Genomic DNA, 13,958 nt, shown 5'->3' with positions numbered 1-13,958 from the left:
CGGAGAGTTTCGTGCCTACGCTGCGGATATGTTGACAGTCGTGTTCGGAGCCAGTGGAAACGTCGGCCGCCATGTGGCGGCGGGGCTGAATTCCGTTGGCGCACAGGTTCGCCTGACAAGCCGGAGTCCCGATGCGGCGGCGCTTCCAGCGGGAGCCGATGTGGTATTCGCCGACCTCGATCGCGCCGAGACGCTGCCCGCCGCACTCGACGGTGCGCAGCGCGTATTCCTCTACGCCAAGCCCGAGGGGATCGACGGATTCGTGGCGGCGGCCGAATCCGCTGGGGTGCAACACGTTGTGCTGCTCTCGTCCGCGGCGGTCGCGACGGCAGCCACGGACAACCCGATCGCTCTGATACACAGTCGGGTCGAATCCGCGCTCGAGGCATCGAGGTTGGCGTGGACGTTCATTCGGCCCGGTATGTTCGCCAGCAATACGGTGCGGTGGTGGCAGGAGCCGATTCGCGGGGAGCGCACCGTTCGGCTGCCGTACCCTGACGCGCGCACGACTCCTGTCCACGAAAAAGACTTGGCGGCAATTGCTTTGGCCGCATTGACCGAGCCGGGTCACGAAGGCAGAGCGTATCTCGCGCACGGACCCGAGGCGCTCACGCTGCGGCAGCAGGTGCGGGACATCGGTGCGGCTATCGGCCGCGACATCACTGTCGAGGAATCATCCGTCGACCAGGCGCGCGCGGAGCTGGAAAAGACGCTGCCGCCGTTTGTCGCCGAGGCGTTCCTCAGCGGGTGGAAGGCAGCAGCGGACGAACCGCCGCAGATCTCCACGACTATCGAGGATGTCATCGGCCGCCCCGCACTGACATTCGCGCAGTGGGCCCGAGACCACGCCGACGACTTCCGCTGAGCCGAGGGTGGCGCAGTTCGTGATGAATCATTCTGTTGGGTAAGGAGTCCGGGGTAAGATCGGCGGGCAGCGTGGCCACCGCAGGTTCGGGTCCGCTCCCGAGCGGCTCGACGGTGGTTCGCCAGATCGAGGGATGCGCCGATGACCAACCTGCGCGCTTACGCAGCCTTGACCGCAGTGCCCGCACTTCTCGCGTTCGGATCCGGCACGGCCGCAGCGCACTCCGCTGATGTTCCCACGGGCCACCTCGCGCGCCCCGAAATACTCCCGGCAGCAGCGGATTCCGGCTCCCCGCGGCCGGTATCCGAGTCCGTACAACTTCCGGAGGGCATCGACCCTCAACTCCGCGACCAGGCCCAGAGCTATTTGGACGGCGTGCAGCAGCAGATCACCACCGCCTTCAACGGTATCGGCTTCCCCAGCAATGAATCCGACCGCCGCAATGCCTCCACAGTCACAGGAGGAGTCCTCGGCGCGGTCATCGGGAAGGTCGCCGTCTTCCCGCTCGAGATCGTGGGATGCGGAGTCGGCGCGGCGGTCGGCGCGGTCGCCGGTGGCGTCATCGGCGCGCTCCCGACCGTCGGTGCGGGCGCCCCGGTCGGGGCGGCGGTCGGCGGTGTGGCCGGCTGCCTGCTCGGCGGACTGGCTGTCGCCATTCCCGTGGATATCGTCGGCCTCGTCGGCGGAGCCGTCATCGGCGGAGCCGCCGGTGGGGCCTTGGGCGCTGGCGTCGACGCGCCTCCGGCCAACGCGGTCTCGGCCGACGCAGTCCCGGCCGACGCGGTTCCGGCCAACGCGGTTCCGGCAAACGCGGCCGCTGCCAGCGCTTCTGTCCCTCTCCTGAACACCCAAGCGCCCCAGACTGATCCGCTGACACTCCAGCCTGTCGCGGCGGTGTCCGAGGCCTTCGCCGCGATCAGTCCCGACACCAAGTCAGCAGTCACCTCACTTCGGACCGCAATCGCATCGATGTCCCCGCTCTCCCCCGGCGTCCTCGGCCCGCTCACCCAACCCGCTAACGACCTACTCGCAGTGGCACAGTCAGCATTCTGACCGGATCTTTCATGCCGCTCGGCGGACCCGATGGAACCCCGATGGCGACATGGCGGGGAGGTAATCGTCGAGGTCGACGGCAATCCCGGCCGCACGGCCACGCGCTCCAGACGCCAAAGGTGCTGCCAATCGTGCGGATCAGGGGCGAAAAGTTATGCGGCCAACCCCAGCGAAGGCACCTGGCTGCGGCTCATCCCCGACGCTGGACACCGTGGCACGAAGGTCACTCGTAGCTGCGGATTCACGCGGTCATCGACGCCCTCGACAACCCCTCGGGTTCCGCACGCTGAATCAGCCAGCGTGCGAACGGAATCGGTGCTGTGCAAGGCGCTGACGTGTGACACCCGACCGTCCCGCGTCCGCTGCGATCGTGGACGCGGGATGTATCGAGACGCGGGGTGTATCGATTCGAGTCCGTGGGTCCGCTATGTCGCTGTCCAGTCGCGGATCGCGGCGACGAATTCCTCGGGTGCGTCGGACTCCACGTAGATTCCGGCGCCCTCGACGATCACGGTCTTGTGGTCGGGGAACGTCGCCTCCAGCCGCTCGCGCTCCTGGGGGCGGAAGGCGAAATCGGCGTCACCCCAGACGATCAGTGTCGGCAGGTGGGCGATGTCGGCGAGGCTGGCTTCGACCTCGGCGAAGAAGGCCCGGCTGGCGAGAATCCGGCCGGGGAGCACGGCGCAGGCCTGGCGTCGCCCGGGGGTGTCCAGCGCTCGGCGATAGTGGGTCATCTCGGCCGCGGTCGGCTTCCGCCGTCGGTGGCCGATGGGGATGAACGCGGCGACAAGGAGATTGAACCGCCGGACCAGAAAGCGGATCGCGGGTCCGCCGACAATGCGCGAGAACGCCTCGAAGTGCATGTCGCCGTTGACCGGCCAGGCCCAGGTGTTGGCGAGCACCAACCGATCGAAGACATCCGGCCGCCGCTGCGCGACCGCCAGGCCGATCAGGCCGCCCCAGTCCTGCCCGATCAGAGTGACACCCTCGAGGCCGAGCGCGTCGACAAATCCGGTCACCACCTCTGCGTGCTCCTCGGGCAGGAAACGGTAACCGGGCTTCGCAGCCGACAGCCCGAAGCCCGGGTAATCCACAGCGATGCAACGGAAGTCGTCGCGCAGCGCGCTGATCACATCGCGCCAGAGGAACGACCAGGTCGGGTTGCCATGCAGGAGTAGCAGTGTGGGACCCGACCCCTCGTCGACGTAGTGCACGCTGTGCCCTTCGATATCGATGAAGCGACTCTCGAACGGGAACAGGGCATCGTCGACCCAGTCGGGCCGAACGCTCTTGGTGATATCAGCCATCGCGAACCCCTCTGAAGTGGGTATCCAGGTAAGCTTGAGGATCTCACGCACACTTGAGAATCTCAAGAGAATGAAGGAAACCATGCGTAGCTACGGCCAGTACTGTGGGCTCGCCCGGTCCCTCGAAGTGGTCGGCGACCGGTGGAACCTTCTCATCGTCCGCCAGCTCCTCATCGCCCCTGCCCGCTACCGTGACCTGTTCGAGGGCCTGCCCGGCATCGCGACCAATATGCTCGCCGACCGGCTCCGCGACCTCGAGGCCTCGGATGTGATCGAGCGGCGACTAGCCGGCGAGGGCAGCGTGGTCGAATACGCCCTCACACCATGGGGCGCCGAGCTACGCCCGACGATCGAGAGCCTGATCCGCTGGTCCACGCCCCTGATGCTGCGCGGCCCCGACGGCGACTCCTTCCGCCCCGAGTGGCTCGCCCTCGCCGTCCCCGCCCTGCTCGCCACCCGGGTCAAGGTCCGCCTCTCGGCGACGGTCGGGCTCGAGATCGGCGACTCATCCCTCCAGCTCCACGCGACGCGCTCCGGCTTCGATGTCGGCCCCCGTGACGGCCGCGCCCTCGACGCCACCGTCCGCACCGACCCCGGCTACGTCCTCGGCCTCGCCGCAGGCGCCCTCACCCTCAGCGACGCCCTCGCCCTCGGACTGGTCGAAATCGAGGGCGACGAGTCCATCGTCCGTACCGTCTTCGCCGCCTGAAGAAACCGCTCGTTCAGGCGGGCGGCAGCAGCGCGTAGCCAGGTGAAACATCCACCCGCAGAACGTCATTGACCATGCGGTTTGTTTGCTGATTGCCGCGGGCGATGATGTGGTCGCCCTCCCCGAGGACGAGCACGTCACACAGGCCAAGGTCGATTCAGCTCAATCCCGCGCGGGACGGCGCGGTCGCGGTCGGGCCGTCTACGGATATCACCTATCGATTCACTCGCGGCTGAACGGCACATCCCAGAATGCGAGTTCATGGCGCATGCCGGTCAGGAACAGGTCCTCCGCGTTATCGCCGCCGACCTCGTCGAGCATCTGGGCACAGCGGGCGGTGAGCGCTGCGAAGCCGGGATCGGCGTAGGTGTCGATCCAGCGCCGGTAGCGCGGGTCGGCGGGCGGGTTCGCCGCGAGGAGGCCGCCGAGCGTTGAGTAGCCCCACATACAAGGGTAGAGGGCGGCTAGGCCGTCGGCGTAGTTCGCGGCCGAATCCAGCAGGAACGCAGTGTATTTCGTGCACGGTTCGCCTTTTACGGCGCTCTCGAGGTCGGCGCCGAACTCCGCGGCCAGACTGCGGTGCAGCGAGAGTTCGTCGTGGTAAGTGGCGTGTGCGAGGTCGACCAGGTCGCCGAGGTGGCCGGCGGGCGCCTGCCAGGCGAGGCGGGAGAAGACACGGACGTAGTCGAGCAGGAACAGGTAGTCCTGTTCCAGCCAGGAGCGGAACACCGGCTCGGCGAGGTTGCCCGCAGCGATCCCCGCCACCGTCGGGTGCGCCAGCTGCTCCTCGACCAGCGGGCGGCCGAGCTGCTCCAAATGTGCTGAAAGGCTCATGCGAGACGTCTCTCCTACTCTCCAGAGTGCGTGGGCGGTGTGTGCCAGTCGATTTCGATGCGGACTTCGGCCCGCCTTTATGGTGGAGCGATGGCAGCGGTCAGAACTATTCAAGTCACCTTCGACTGTGCGGAGCCTGAGCGCGTCGCTCGCTTTTGGTGCGAGGTACTGGGATACGAACATCGGGGGTCGGCGGGCGTCGATCCCTCGGGGGTGGGGCCGCGCTTGTACTTTCAGCGGGTGCCCGAAGGCAAGGTCGTCAAGAATCGGGTGCATCTTGATGTGCGGGTCGGGACCGGGCTCGTGGGGGACGAGCGCGTGGCCGCGCTCGAGGAGGAATGCGCGCGATTGGTTGCGCTCGGCGCGGTACGGGTGCGGCTGCTGCGTGCCGATGGAGTCAATGAATCGTGCCTGGTGATGCAGGATATCGAGGGCAACGAGTTCTGTCTCGACTGACCGGCGACTATGCGAGGCGGATCTCCGTGGTGGCCAGGCCGAAGATCTTGCGGCCGGCGGACTTTGCGATGAGGACGACCGTGGCGGTTCTGGTTTCGGGGTCGAGCGATTTGATTCGCCCGCTGAACTCCACGGCTCCGGCCGAGACGGCTTCGACAACGGTGTAGTTCGACAGGCGGGCCGTGTATCGGACGATGGCACCGGGGTCGCCGAGCCAGTCGGTGACAAAACCGGCGCCGAGGCCCATGGTCAGCATGCCGTGCGCAATGACGTCGGGCAGGCCAGCCAGTGCGGCGACCTCCTCGTTCCAGTGGATCGGATTCGCATCACCGGCGACACCCGCGTAGTTCACCAGGTCGCCGCGCGTCAGCTGGACGGTGCGGGGCGGTAGCTCGTCACCGGCGGCGATGTCGTCGAAGCGGATTGCGGTGTGCGGCACACGTGTTCGCGATACCTGCGAAGAGAGGGCGGTCTGTGCGGCGTCTGCGGCGTGCGGAGCCGGGGACAACGGCGCGACGTCCACACCGCTCATGACCACGCCCTCGATGGCATCGCTGATATCGGCATCGACGTCATCGCTGGTGATGCCGACGAGTGTGGTGTGCATGATCTGCACAATCCGGCCGGACAGATCGGTGAAGGTATTGGTGACGGTGAGCAGGTCCCGCCCCGCGACTCGGCGAACCGAGGACAGTTCGACATCGACGGTCAGTCGGTCACCGGCCACGACAGGCTGGTGAAATTCGAAGACCTGGTCGGTATGCAGGAACGTGTCGTAGCCGGTCATGACGTCCTCGAACAGCACGCGATTGGTCCGCATGGCCACGATCGAGGTGAAGGTGGCCGGCGCGACCAGCCCGGAGTATCCGAATTCGCCCGCGGCGGACTCGGTCCAGTGCGCCGGATGGTAAGCCTGGACAGCTCGCGCGTATTCGCGGATCTTCTCGCGACCGACCTCGTAGTAGTCGTCGGCGCGATAGCGGTAGCCGATCAGCCCGGCTACGTCGAATGCTGTCTCCATCAAGGCTTCCCTTTCATCGTTCGAGCGGAACCACTCTCCCACAGGGACAGCGCACCTGCCGCCGCGCGCAGTTCGGATCGGCCGGCACGGAATATCCGAAAGCCAACGGGCTGAGGCCATCTCGGCTCGGAGCGGTGTGCGGTTCGTCGAAACATCACGGAGCCGGGCAACCCACCATGCAGCCGACCGCGACCTACCTGTTTCGTGGTGGCAGCGCGGCGGTTTCGGCGGCCCACAGATTCCCCGAAAAGGCCGACCTGCATGATGGGTCGATGCTCCCCACCGACCATCTGGCCCAGGCAGACAGTCGCCCAGCGGTGATCGACACGCCACTCGGCACTGTCGGATTCTCCCTCACGCTCGGATCGGAGGCGCTACCCGCGGCGCCGAATACGTTGTGGTGCTTACCGAACGGGTCACATCTGCATCGGTGGCAGCATCGCACCGCGACGGTCGATCTGCTGATCGGGAGCATCGAGGTTCCGGCGTGGGACGGCGGTGCGCCGGTTCCGGTGTGGGCCGGAATCTGGCAGGTGCAGGCGCGAACGCGGGTATCGGGACTGGTCGTCTCTGCCGAAATGACCGATCTGCCCGGCGATGCCCTCGGTGGGCAGGACTCCGGCGAATGCCTTGCGGCCGTGAGCGTCGAGAACGAGCACTTCATGGTGTCGATCGGCGGGCCGGATTCGGAACTGCTCGCCCTGCAGGCGGCGGACGGGCGGCTGATGCCCAGCAGCTGGGCGCGTCAGCTGCCGACCGGCGAGGATGCCTCCGAATACGGTGTGCGGTACGCGGATCCGGCGCGAATCGCGTGGCATCTGCCCGGTTTGGCCAGTACCGAAGTGGCCCGGCTGTGTATCGCGACCGCCTGGTGCCCGCGTGATGACGATCGGCCCGCGGCGTGGTACGCGGTCGACATTCCTCTCGATACCGCGTATTTGCAGCTCATCGCCGATCCGGCCTGATCGGCACCACGCTCGGGCGGTTCGGCTCGGGCTAAATGTCGGCCGATGTCGGACCGTGGCGTCACACTCTTGGCATGGAGATCACATCGGCCGTCGGCGCGATTCTCGGCGCCTTCGGGCTGTCGGGCGCGGCGGGGCTCAATGCCTGGTTGCCGCTGCTGGTGGTGGGAGTCGCCGATCGGGCCGGATGGATCGATCTGGGCAGCTCGTACGGATGGCTGTCGTCGACTCCGGTGTTGATCGGGATCGGCCTGGTGTTTCTGCTCGACCTTGTCGGAGACAAGATTCCCGCATTGGATTCGGCGCTGCACGCCATCGGGACCCTGGTGGCTCCGACGTCCGGGGCGATTCTTTTCACGGCCGAAAGCAGTCTGTCCTCGCATCTCTCGCCTGCCGTCGCCGCTGTTCTCGGCGCTGTCACCGCGGGCAGTGTGCACGTGGGGAGGTCGGTGGCGCGGCCGTTTGTCACGGGAACCACTGCGGGGCTGGGGAATCCGGTGGTATCGAGCGCCGAGGACGGGACCTCGCTGGTGCTGACGATCCTGGCGCTGGTGGTGCCGGTGGTGGCGTTCATCGCGGTGCTGATACTGCTGATCGGGCTGGGCTGGTTGGCATTTCGAGCCGCCCGGTGGCTACGCGGCAGGCGAGCACGGCGAGCTCCGGAGCCGACGTCGTAGTTCACAGCAGATTGGCACCGAAGTCTGACCTTCTTCGCACCCGCGCCTGGTTGATTCAGGGTGAGGGTTCGCCGGCTCGCGGCGGCCCGGATGTCGTAGGAGAGCTGTGTCCACTTCACTCGTTCCCCGCTCCAGTCGCCTTCTCGCCGCGGTATTGATGGCCGGCGCCCTCGCCGGTGCGCCGGCCGTTGCCGCCGCCGATGCGATCACCGGCGACCCGGGTGGCGGGGTATCCACTACGCAGCCGTCGACATCGCTCGACAGTCCGGGGACAGGGGGCGGAGGGACTGCGGGGGCAGGGACCGATGCGGGCGCGGGAGCCGGAACGGATACGGGAGCAGGTGCCGGTGCAGGGACCAGCGCTGGCGCTGGTGCAGGAACGGGCGCGGGTGCCGGGGACGGTGCGGGAGCAGGGGCTGGCGCAGGAGCCGGTGCTGGTGCAGGCGCGGGAGCTGGTGCTGGCACAGGAGCGGGAGCGGGAGCCGGCGCAGGAGCGGGCACTGGCGCTGGAACAGGCGCGGGCGGTACGGGAGCGGGCGCCGGCGCAGGCTCGCCGGGCACCGTGAACCCCGGTGGTCCCAATATTCCTTCCTCACCCGATCCGGTCACTCCGCCGCCGGCGCCGGGGCCGAATGTGACCGAGCCGTGCGATCTCACCGACACCAGCTGCCTGCTCGCCAACCCGACGGATCCCAACAGTCCGCTGAATCCGAACAATCCGGCCAGCCCGCTCTACTACCAGAACCACAACCAGGACAGCTCCCCCACTCCCGGTGACGAACCGGACGATTCGACCGCTCCCAGTGGCGGATTGAACGGCATTCTGCCCAGCCTCAGCGGCTAAAAGCCCACACAGGACCCGTTGGGGTTCAGCACATTCGCCAGTGCCGACGAGTAGATTCGAGCCGAAGCTCTCCACAACGCCACAGCACAATGAGGTGAGGTTTAGAGATGGTCGAAGCTTGGAGTAGCCAGAGCGGGCGGGGCCCGTTCGATGTCATATTCGACGGCAACGTCTACCGGAACCACTGGCGGGTGGAGGCGAATCACTGCCCCGGCGATGTGGAATCCGCGCCGGAGGGCAATCCGTGGCGCTTCCTGCGGGAGGCGACCGCGGAGGAGAGGGAGACGATCGGCAACCCGACGTCATGCGAGCCGGAAAAGTCGTCGGGCTGACCGATGGTCAAATGCTCAGGCTTGCTGGGTAATCCGGCCTAGGTGGTCGTGGTGCCGGACCAGCCGAAGCTGAAGCTGTGCCCCTTCGAATTGCACCCGATCGCGCCGCGTCCGCCGCCGTAGCAGGTGGCGCCCGCATAGGTGATGGTCGAGCTGATCTCGGTGTTCGGGAGGGAGTTGGCATCGCCGCGACCGTACGGGCCGAACACGCCGAACGTCGGGTGCGCGGGCAGGAACGGCACATCGATGACGAGATCGGTCACCGGAATGACGTTCAGCCACTTGGCGATACCGGATTGGATGTCACAGCCCGCGGTGCCATCCGGCTTGATAGAACACTGGGCGTAACCCACATTGAAGTACACGGTGTCACCGATCAGATAGTCGTTCGGGTTCACCGCATCCGCATTCGCGGTGCCCGTACCGACCATCGAAATCGCTGCTGCTGCCACGGCCATACCTGCGAAGACACGCATTTTCATTCGTTTCTCCCTTCGGAATTCGGTCCCGACCCGATCTTGGACACTACCTCTCGCAGCGCGGATCGGTGAGGGAGATCGCCGACACCGTGTTACGCACGCGGGCCATCGTCCGATAGGCAGGTATAACACCACTATTCGTGGTGCTGACTGCCTATCGGATCCGAATCACGGTGTGCCGGTTGCGATCAGAGATGGAGGGGACTGATGACAGCTCTGAAAACCGCTGGCGCGGCACTGCTCGCGGTCGGCACGCTGGCACTGGCGGGATGCGGGTCCGGCACCACCGGCGCCGGACCGTCGACCGTCACCGCGCCCGGAACCGTGCCGACCACCACCGCCACCGACGGCGGCGCCTCGACCCCGAGCGCCACCACCTCCGCGAGCACCCCCGCCGGCCTCGGACTCTGCCGCACCGCCGATCTGACACTGTCCAAAGGCCGATCCGACGGCACAGCGGGTAGCACGTACACCCCGCTCATCTTCACGAACACCGGCTCGAAGCCCTGCACCGTGACCGGATTCCCCGGTGTCTCGCTCGCCGCCGGCAATACCGGCGATCCGATCGGAGCCCCCGCCGATCGAGACAAGCCGAAGCCGACCATCACCCTCGGTGTCAACGAGCAGGCCTCCGCGCTACTGCGCATCACCGACGCCGGGAACTACGGCGACAGGTGCCAGCCTGTCACCGCCGCGGGCCTGCGGATCTACCCGCCGGACAACACAGAGTCGATCTTCCTGCCCGCGCAGATCAGTGCGTGCGCCAACAGTGACGTCCACCTGCTGGAGATCTCGTCGCTCGTACCGGGCGCGACAGGGAGCTGACCTTCAAGCACACGAGTGTTGCTCGGCGACACCGTATCTCGGATTGATGACCAATTCACCGCGCGCCTGTCAGTGGCCCAAGCTACGGTCGCGCCGCGGCACGAGCGACATCGGCGACGTCGGCCGTGGTCCCGCTGAATCGGGGATCGCGGCACCGGAGGGCGAAGGCGGCCAGGGGTTCTGCGATATCGCGGAAGACCTCGTCCTCGGTCTGCGCCGACGGGGTGTCGCACCAGATCGAGAAGACGGCGCCGGCGAGTCGGTCCGGATAGGGCGGGCCGTCGAGGTTCTGCGGACCCGCCAGCTCGAGGGGAATCGGGCCCGGCGCTGACACCGGCAGCATCGGGCTGAAATGTCCTGGCGCCCAACCGCTGTCGAGGATGCTCGCGGCCGTCGGATGCGGGTAGACGAGGGAGTTGCCGAGCACGTAGTAGAGCTGGCGGTCGTTGAAGTTCACGAGCGCGTGGCCGGCGTCGAGGAACTGGCGCACCGGAACCTGTCCGGGCAAGGAGTGTGTCCAGTAGTGCACGACAATGTCCGGCGACAGCTGCACCACCGGACCTCGGAGCATGCCGTCGTTCCACACGCTGACGATGTACCCATGAGTCTGAAGGCGGTGCGCGAGGCGGTTGGCGACGCCGGTGCTGAGGTCGTGCTGAGTGGCGGCAGGCCCGTACAGCTGCCGAGCCCGGTCGTCGAGGTTCGAATACAGTCCCTCGATCGACACCGCGCCCAGGAATTCGTCGAATCCCAAGTTCCAGTGCGTCGACTCGGGGAAGACTTCCGCGTAATCGTCCAGCAGATTCTCGGCGAGCTGGAGCGCGCCCTCGGCGGTGATATCGAGCGCGGTAGGAAGCGTGCTGCCGAATCGGTTGGGCAGCTGGAACTCTGGATGCGCACGCAGCACCGCGCCCATATGTCCCGGCATGTCGAACTCGGGGACAATCGCGACCCCCAGATCCGCGGCGAATCCGATGAGTCCGGCGATCTCCGCCCGCGAGTACTGCCGGCCGTCATTGATCTCCGGATGCCGCTCGCTGGCGATCCGGACGCACTCGTTCTCCGAGAAGTGCAGGTGCAGTTCGTTCAGGCCGAGCTCGGCACCGTATCGGACCAAGCGCTGGAGCCATTCGATGGTGAAGTACTTCCGCCCCACGTCCACCAGCACGCCGCGCCGCGCCACCGACCACTCGACCGGCCCCGATGCGGCGGGTACGACAGCGGCGGCGGCACGCCCCAGCAGTGGAACCGCAGCGGCCCCGAGACCGAGTCCGAGTGCCTGTCTGCGGCTGATCATCGGGTCACCGCCGGCGGGGCCTGCTCCGGGCAGGACACTCCGGAGTAGCCGGGGTCGAGCGCCTTCTGCACCATGAAACCGACCGTGGGTGATTGCGGCAGGGTGCCGTGGTCGAAAGCATCTGCGGGGCAGAGGTCTTGGACCCATAGGTTGTCGACGTGGGCGTCTGGGCCCGCAGTCAGGAAGGTGGCTTCCGGCGGGGTGGAAACCTTGTCCGCGCGACTGGCGATGACCGTGTAGTCGATGCCGGGCTCGGTGTCGCCGCCCGCGTTGAGCCCCTGGACGAAGGCGCTGCCCGCCAGTTGCTGTACCGCGCCCAGACCGACCACGCGCGCGGCGATCCCCTCGGCGGATCCGGTGGCACTGCCGTTGTCGAGCAGGGTGGCCAGGCCGTTCATGGTGGTGCCGTGATTGGTGCCTGCGATCGAGACGAATTTCTCGACGTGTGGCGCGCCGCCGTCGAACCGCAGGTACTGGCGTCCCACCAGTGCGCCTTGGGAGTGGGCGACGATATCGACTTTCGCCGCCCCGGTCGCAGTGCGCACTCGTTCGACGAAGGTTTCCAGCTCGTGTGCCGAATCCGAGATGTCACCGGTCGCGTATACGCCGGGTCGTGCACCCATGACACTCGAGGTGTCTCGGCCGTAATCGAGCGAGAAGACGCAGTAGCCCTGGAGTTTCAATTGCGGGGCGAGAATGTCCCAATCGTTCTGGTTGCCCCAGGTGCCGTGCACGAGCACCACCGGCTCGCGGTGCGCGGCGGCGGGATGGCAGGACCAGTCGTCGGAACCCTGCGGCGGCACGCTGCCATCGGGTTTCCCCGCGCCGCTCGCACTGCCGCCCGAGGTCGGCGCCGAGACGACACTCGCGGAATCCGCCAGTGCGTGCGGTGTGCAGAGGCCGGCCACTACGCCGACGATGATGCCCGCCTTCGCCAAGCGCTGCCGAGTGGTGTTCACGTCGATCGAAATCCCTTCCCCGGGATGCAGTTTTCACCTCGCGTCGAGTGCACGATCGCGACGGCTGGACATCGTGACGAAAACCGTACAGTGCATGGTTTTCAATACAAAACCTAGGGCACAACATCCGGAAGTGCCGCAAGCCGGGTGGCCGCGTGTGTGTGATCCTGGTCAATTGCCTCTAACAGTTACTGTTCAGCTACGGATAAGTGGGTAGTGCCGGAGCAATACCGAACCGTCTCTCCAGGAGGATCGATGAAGCAGCGTGTAGCGATATTGACCGCGGCGGTGGGCACCGTTCTCGCGGCGCCACTGTTGATGACCGCGACCGCGAGTGCCGATGTGTGGCAACCGGTGCCGGGGATTTCGATTCCGCTGCCCGACGGTGTGTTCCGGGGGCTGCCCGGGGTCATTGCCACGCCGCCGCCCGGGCCCGCGCACACCGAAGGGGCGCCCTGCGAAGGCGATGGGCACTGGGTGCATCTCGATGGCGGCAATGCCGCGCACTACGGCACCGATTGGATGTGCGCGCACATGTGACACCGTCCGGGTCGGGTCGGCTGGCGGGTCGGGGGCGCCGGCCGACCGGGATCCACAGCATGATGGTGGGATGGTTGAGCGGGTGAGCGCATGCGCGCATTGGTGACATTGATCGTTCTGCTGGGAATCGGGCTGGTGATCGGCGACCGGGTCGCAGTCGTAATGGCGCAGAACGAGATCGGGCGCAAGATCGCCGCCGACTACAATCTGCCGCAGCAGCCGCGGGTCACGATCGGCGGCGTTCCGTTTCTGACCCAGGCCGCCGACGGCAAATATCACGACATCGGGATTCGGGTCGGTGACTGGAGCGAGCAGAACCTCACCGTGCACGATCTCGACGTCAAGCTGACCGATGTGTCGGCGCCGCTGACCGATCTGATTCACAATCGCACGTCGAACCTTGTCGCGGCCACGGCGACCGCGACCGCAGTCGTCCCCTACGACGCGGTGAAGGGATTCGCGCCGTCGGGAGTGGAATCGATCTCGAACAGTCCGGACGGGCTGCGGGTCACGGGAACGTTCTCGGTAGAAGGTCTTTCGGTGCCGGGGACGGTGGTGGTGACCGTCGCACCGACCGCCGACGGCATCGAGGTCACTCCGGTTTCGGTCCAGGCCGCGGCGGGCGGGCCATCGATTCCGCTGGCACTGCTGCGCCAAACCCTGGCCTTCACCGTGCCGCTGCAGCGGCTGCCGCTCGGTGCGCGGTTGACGGCGATCCAGCCGAGCGCCGACGGCCTGCATGTGACCGCCGCCGCCCAGGACGTGCACTTCTCCGATCTGCAGTGAGCGAGGGCG

19 protein-coding genes are annotated in these 13,958 nt (G+C 66.8%); 12 read left to right on the top strand and 7 right to left on the bottom strand.

The annotated features are described in order from the left end of the window. The first annotated feature begins 28 nt into the window (after nt 1-28). Nucleotides 29-865: an NAD(P)H-binding protein gene (locus OG326_RS15605; RefSeq protein WP_327145354.1), complete on the top strand. Its 837-nt coding sequence runs from the start codon at nt 29-31 to the stop codon at nt 863-865. Between the two features lie 141 nt (nt 866-1,006). After that, complete coding sequence (locus OG326_RS15600) at nt 1,007-1,918, top strand: hypothetical protein (protein ID WP_327145353.1); 912 nt, start codon at nt 1,007-1,009, stop codon at nt 1,916-1,918. Nucleotides 1,919-2,343: 425 nt separating this feature from the next. On the opposite strand, the gene OG326_RS15595 is transcribed toward OG326_RS15600, so the two are convergent. Continuing rightward, nucleotides 2,344-3,225, bottom strand: a complete 882-nt coding sequence (locus tag OG326_RS15595) for an alpha/beta fold hydrolase (RefSeq protein WP_327145352.1) — start codon at nt 3,223-3,225, stop codon at nt 2,344-2,346. Nucleotides 3,226-3,307: 82 nt separating this feature from the next. Here OG326_RS15595 and OG326_RS15590 point away from each other — a divergent pair, with 82 nt between their 5' ends. Further along, entirely contained in the window at nt 3,308-3,934 is a 627-nt protein-coding gene (locus OG326_RS15590; protein WP_327146496.1) for a winged helix-turn-helix transcriptional regulator, read from the top strand. A 13-nt stretch (nt 3,935-3,947) separates the two neighbouring features. Here the strand turns inward: OG326_RS15590 and OG326_RS15585 are convergent, their stop codons facing one another. Then, entirely contained in the window at nt 3,948-4,070 is a 123-nt protein-coding gene (locus tag OG326_RS15585) for a hypothetical protein (RefSeq protein WP_327145351.1), read from the bottom strand. 86 nt (nt 4,071-4,156) lie between these two features. Continuing rightward, nucleotides 4,157-4,768: a TenA family protein gene (locus tag OG326_RS15580; RefSeq protein ID WP_327145350.1), complete on the bottom strand. Its 612-nt coding sequence runs from the start codon at nt 4,766-4,768 to the stop codon at nt 4,157-4,159. A gap of 90 nt (nt 4,769-4,858) precedes the next feature. Between OG326_RS15580 and OG326_RS15575 the strand changes: the two genes are divergently transcribed. Beyond that, the gene (locus OG326_RS15575; RefSeq protein ID WP_327145349.1) at nt 4,859-5,224 is read left to right on the top strand and encodes a VOC family protein; all 366 of its coding nucleotides are present in this window, start codon (nt 4,859-4,861) and stop codon (nt 5,222-5,224) included. A 7-nt stretch (nt 5,225-5,231) separates the two neighbouring features. Here the strand turns inward: OG326_RS15575 and OG326_RS15570 are convergent, their stop codons facing one another. Beyond that, nucleotides 5,232-6,245, bottom strand: a complete 1,014-nt coding sequence (locus tag OG326_RS15570; RefSeq protein ID WP_327145348.1) for a fused (3R)-hydroxyacyl-ACP dehydratase subunits HadA/HadB — start codon at nt 6,243-6,245, stop codon at nt 5,232-5,234. Nucleotides 6,246-6,517: 272 nt separating this feature from the next. Between OG326_RS15570 and OG326_RS15565 the strand changes: the two genes are divergently transcribed. The 5 genes from OG326_RS15565 (at nt 6,518) to OG326_RS15545 (ending at nt 9,063) form a co-directional block, all read left to right on the top strand. Then, entirely contained in the window at nt 6,518-7,210 is a 693-nt protein-coding gene (locus OG326_RS15565) for a hypothetical protein (RefSeq protein WP_327145347.1), read from the top strand. 74 nt (nt 7,211-7,284) lie between these two features. Continuing rightward, nucleotides 7,285-7,887, top strand: coding sequence for a DUF4126 domain-containing protein (locus OG326_RS15560; RefSeq protein WP_327145346.1), 603 nt, complete (start codon nt 7,285-7,287; stop codon nt 7,885-7,887). Nucleotides 7,888-8,234: 347 nt separating this feature from the next. Next, a complete protein-coding gene (locus tag OG326_RS15555) occupies nt 8,235-8,453 on the top strand; it encodes a hypothetical protein (RefSeq protein WP_327145345.1) in 219 nt (72 codons plus the stop codon). Nucleotides 8,454-8,521: 68 nt separating this feature from the next. Beyond that, the gene (locus tag OG326_RS15550) at nt 8,522-8,731 is read left to right on the top strand and encodes a hypothetical protein (protein WP_327145344.1); all 210 of its coding nucleotides are present in this window, start codon (nt 8,522-8,524) and stop codon (nt 8,729-8,731) included. Between the two features lie 107 nt (nt 8,732-8,838). Then, the gene (locus OG326_RS15545; protein WP_327145343.1) at nt 8,839-9,063 is read left to right on the top strand and encodes a hypothetical protein; all 225 of its coding nucleotides are present in this window, start codon (nt 8,839-8,841) and stop codon (nt 9,061-9,063) included. Nucleotides 9,064-9,101: 38 nt separating this feature from the next. On the opposite strand, the gene OG326_RS15540 is transcribed toward OG326_RS15545, so the two are convergent. Next, nucleotides 9,102-9,545 carry a hypothetical protein gene (locus OG326_RS15540; protein ID WP_327145342.1) on the bottom strand — a complete coding sequence of 148 codons (444 nt, stop codon included), beginning with the start codon at nt 9,543-9,545 and terminating at the stop codon, nt 9,102-9,104. Between the two features lie 204 nt (nt 9,546-9,749). Here OG326_RS15540 and OG326_RS15535 point away from each other — a divergent pair, with 204 nt between their 5' ends. Further along, the gene (locus OG326_RS15535; RefSeq protein ID WP_327145341.1) at nt 9,750-10,367 is read left to right on the top strand and encodes a DUF4232 domain-containing protein; all 618 of its coding nucleotides are present in this window, start codon (nt 9,750-9,752) and stop codon (nt 10,365-10,367) included. An 82-nt stretch (nt 10,368-10,449) separates the two neighbouring features. Here the strand turns inward: OG326_RS15535 and OG326_RS15530 are convergent, their stop codons facing one another. Together OG326_RS15530 and OG326_RS15525 are read right to left on the bottom strand one after the other, a co-directional pair. Then, nucleotides 10,450-11,664 (bottom strand): family 20 glycosylhydrolase, encoded by a 1,215-nt coding sequence (locus tag OG326_RS15530; RefSeq protein WP_327145340.1) that lies wholly within the window; start codon nt 11,662-11,664, stop codon nt 10,450-10,452. Next, entirely contained in the window at nt 11,661-12,623 is a 963-nt protein-coding gene (locus tag OG326_RS15525) for an esterase/lipase family protein (protein ID WP_327145339.1), read from the bottom strand. Before OG326_RS15525 ends, OG326_RS15530 begins: the two co-directional genes overlap by 4 nt. A 255-nt stretch (nt 12,624-12,878) precedes the next feature. Here OG326_RS15525 and OG326_RS15520 point away from each other — a divergent pair, with 255 nt between their 5' ends. Both OG326_RS15520 and OG326_RS15515 read left to right on the top strand, forming a co-directional pair. Beyond that, entirely contained in the window at nt 12,879-13,163 is a 285-nt protein-coding gene (locus OG326_RS15520) for a hypothetical protein (RefSeq protein WP_327145338.1), read from the top strand. A 90-nt stretch (nt 13,164-13,253) separates the two neighbouring features. Continuing rightward, on the top strand, nt 13,254-13,949 hold the full coding sequence (locus OG326_RS15515; protein ID WP_327145337.1) for an LmeA family phospholipid-binding protein: 696 nt from the start codon (nt 13,254-13,256) through the stop codon (nt 13,947-13,949). Nucleotides 13,950-13,958: the final 9 nt, after the last annotated feature.

Source organism: Nocardia sp. NBC_01327 (genome assembly GCF_035958815.1).
Taxonomy (GTDB): Bacteria; Actinomycetota; Actinomycetes; order Mycobacteriales; family Mycobacteriaceae; genus Nocardia.
Note: the sequence above shows the minus strand (reverse complement) of the source record. Positions and strands in the feature narration are given on the sequence as shown.

Coding starts and splice junctions, on each gene's coding strand:
- OG326_RS15520 (WP_327145338.1), top strand. CDS start 12,879: ATGAAGCAGCGTGTAGCGATATTGACCGCGGCGGTGGGCACCGTTCTC.
- OG326_RS15570 (WP_327145348.1), bottom strand. CDS start 6,245: ATGGAGACAGCATTCGACGTAGCCGGGCTGATCGGCTACCGCTATCGC.
- OG326_RS15605 (WP_327145354.1), top strand. CDS start 29: ATGTTGACAGTCGTGTTCGGAGCCAGTGGAAACGTCGGCCGCCATGTG.
- OG326_RS15530 (WP_327145340.1), bottom strand. CDS start 11,664: ATGATCAGCCGCAGACAGGCACTCGGACTCGGTCTCGGGGCCGCTGCG.
- OG326_RS15595 (WP_327145352.1), bottom strand. CDS start 3,225: ATGGCTGATATCACCAAGAGCGTTCGGCCCGACTGGGTCGACGATGCC.
- OG326_RS15590 (WP_327146496.1), top strand. CDS start 3,308: ATGCGTAGCTACGGCCAGTACTGTGGGCTCGCCCGGTCCCTCGAAGTG.
- OG326_RS15515 (WP_327145337.1), top strand. CDS start 13,254: ATGCGCGCATTGGTGACATTGATCGTTCTGCTGGGAATCGGGCTGGTG.
- OG326_RS15565 (WP_327145347.1), top strand. CDS start 6,518: ATGCTCCCCACCGACCATCTGGCCCAGGCAGACAGTCGCCCAGCGGTG.
- OG326_RS15580 (WP_327145350.1), bottom strand. CDS start 4,768: ATGAGCCTTTCAGCACATTTGGAGCAGCTCGGCCGCCCGCTGGTCGAG.
- OG326_RS15545 (WP_327145343.1), top strand. CDS start 8,839: ATGGTCGAAGCTTGGAGTAGCCAGAGCGGGCGGGGCCCGTTCGATGTC.
- OG326_RS15600 (WP_327145353.1), top strand. CDS start 1,007: ATGACCAACCTGCGCGCTTACGCAGCCTTGACCGCAGTGCCCGCACTT.
- OG326_RS15540 (WP_327145342.1), bottom strand. CDS start 9,545: ATGAAAATGCGTGTCTTCGCAGGTATGGCCGTGGCAGCAGCAGCGATT.
- OG326_RS15575 (WP_327145349.1), top strand. CDS start 4,859: ATGGCAGCGGTCAGAACTATTCAAGTCACCTTCGACTGTGCGGAGCCT.
- OG326_RS15535 (WP_327145341.1), top strand. CDS start 9,750: ATGACAGCTCTGAAAACCGCTGGCGCGGCACTGCTCGCGGTCGGCACG.
- OG326_RS15560 (WP_327145346.1), top strand. CDS start 7,285: ATGGAGATCACATCGGCCGTCGGCGCGATTCTCGGCGCCTTCGGGCTG.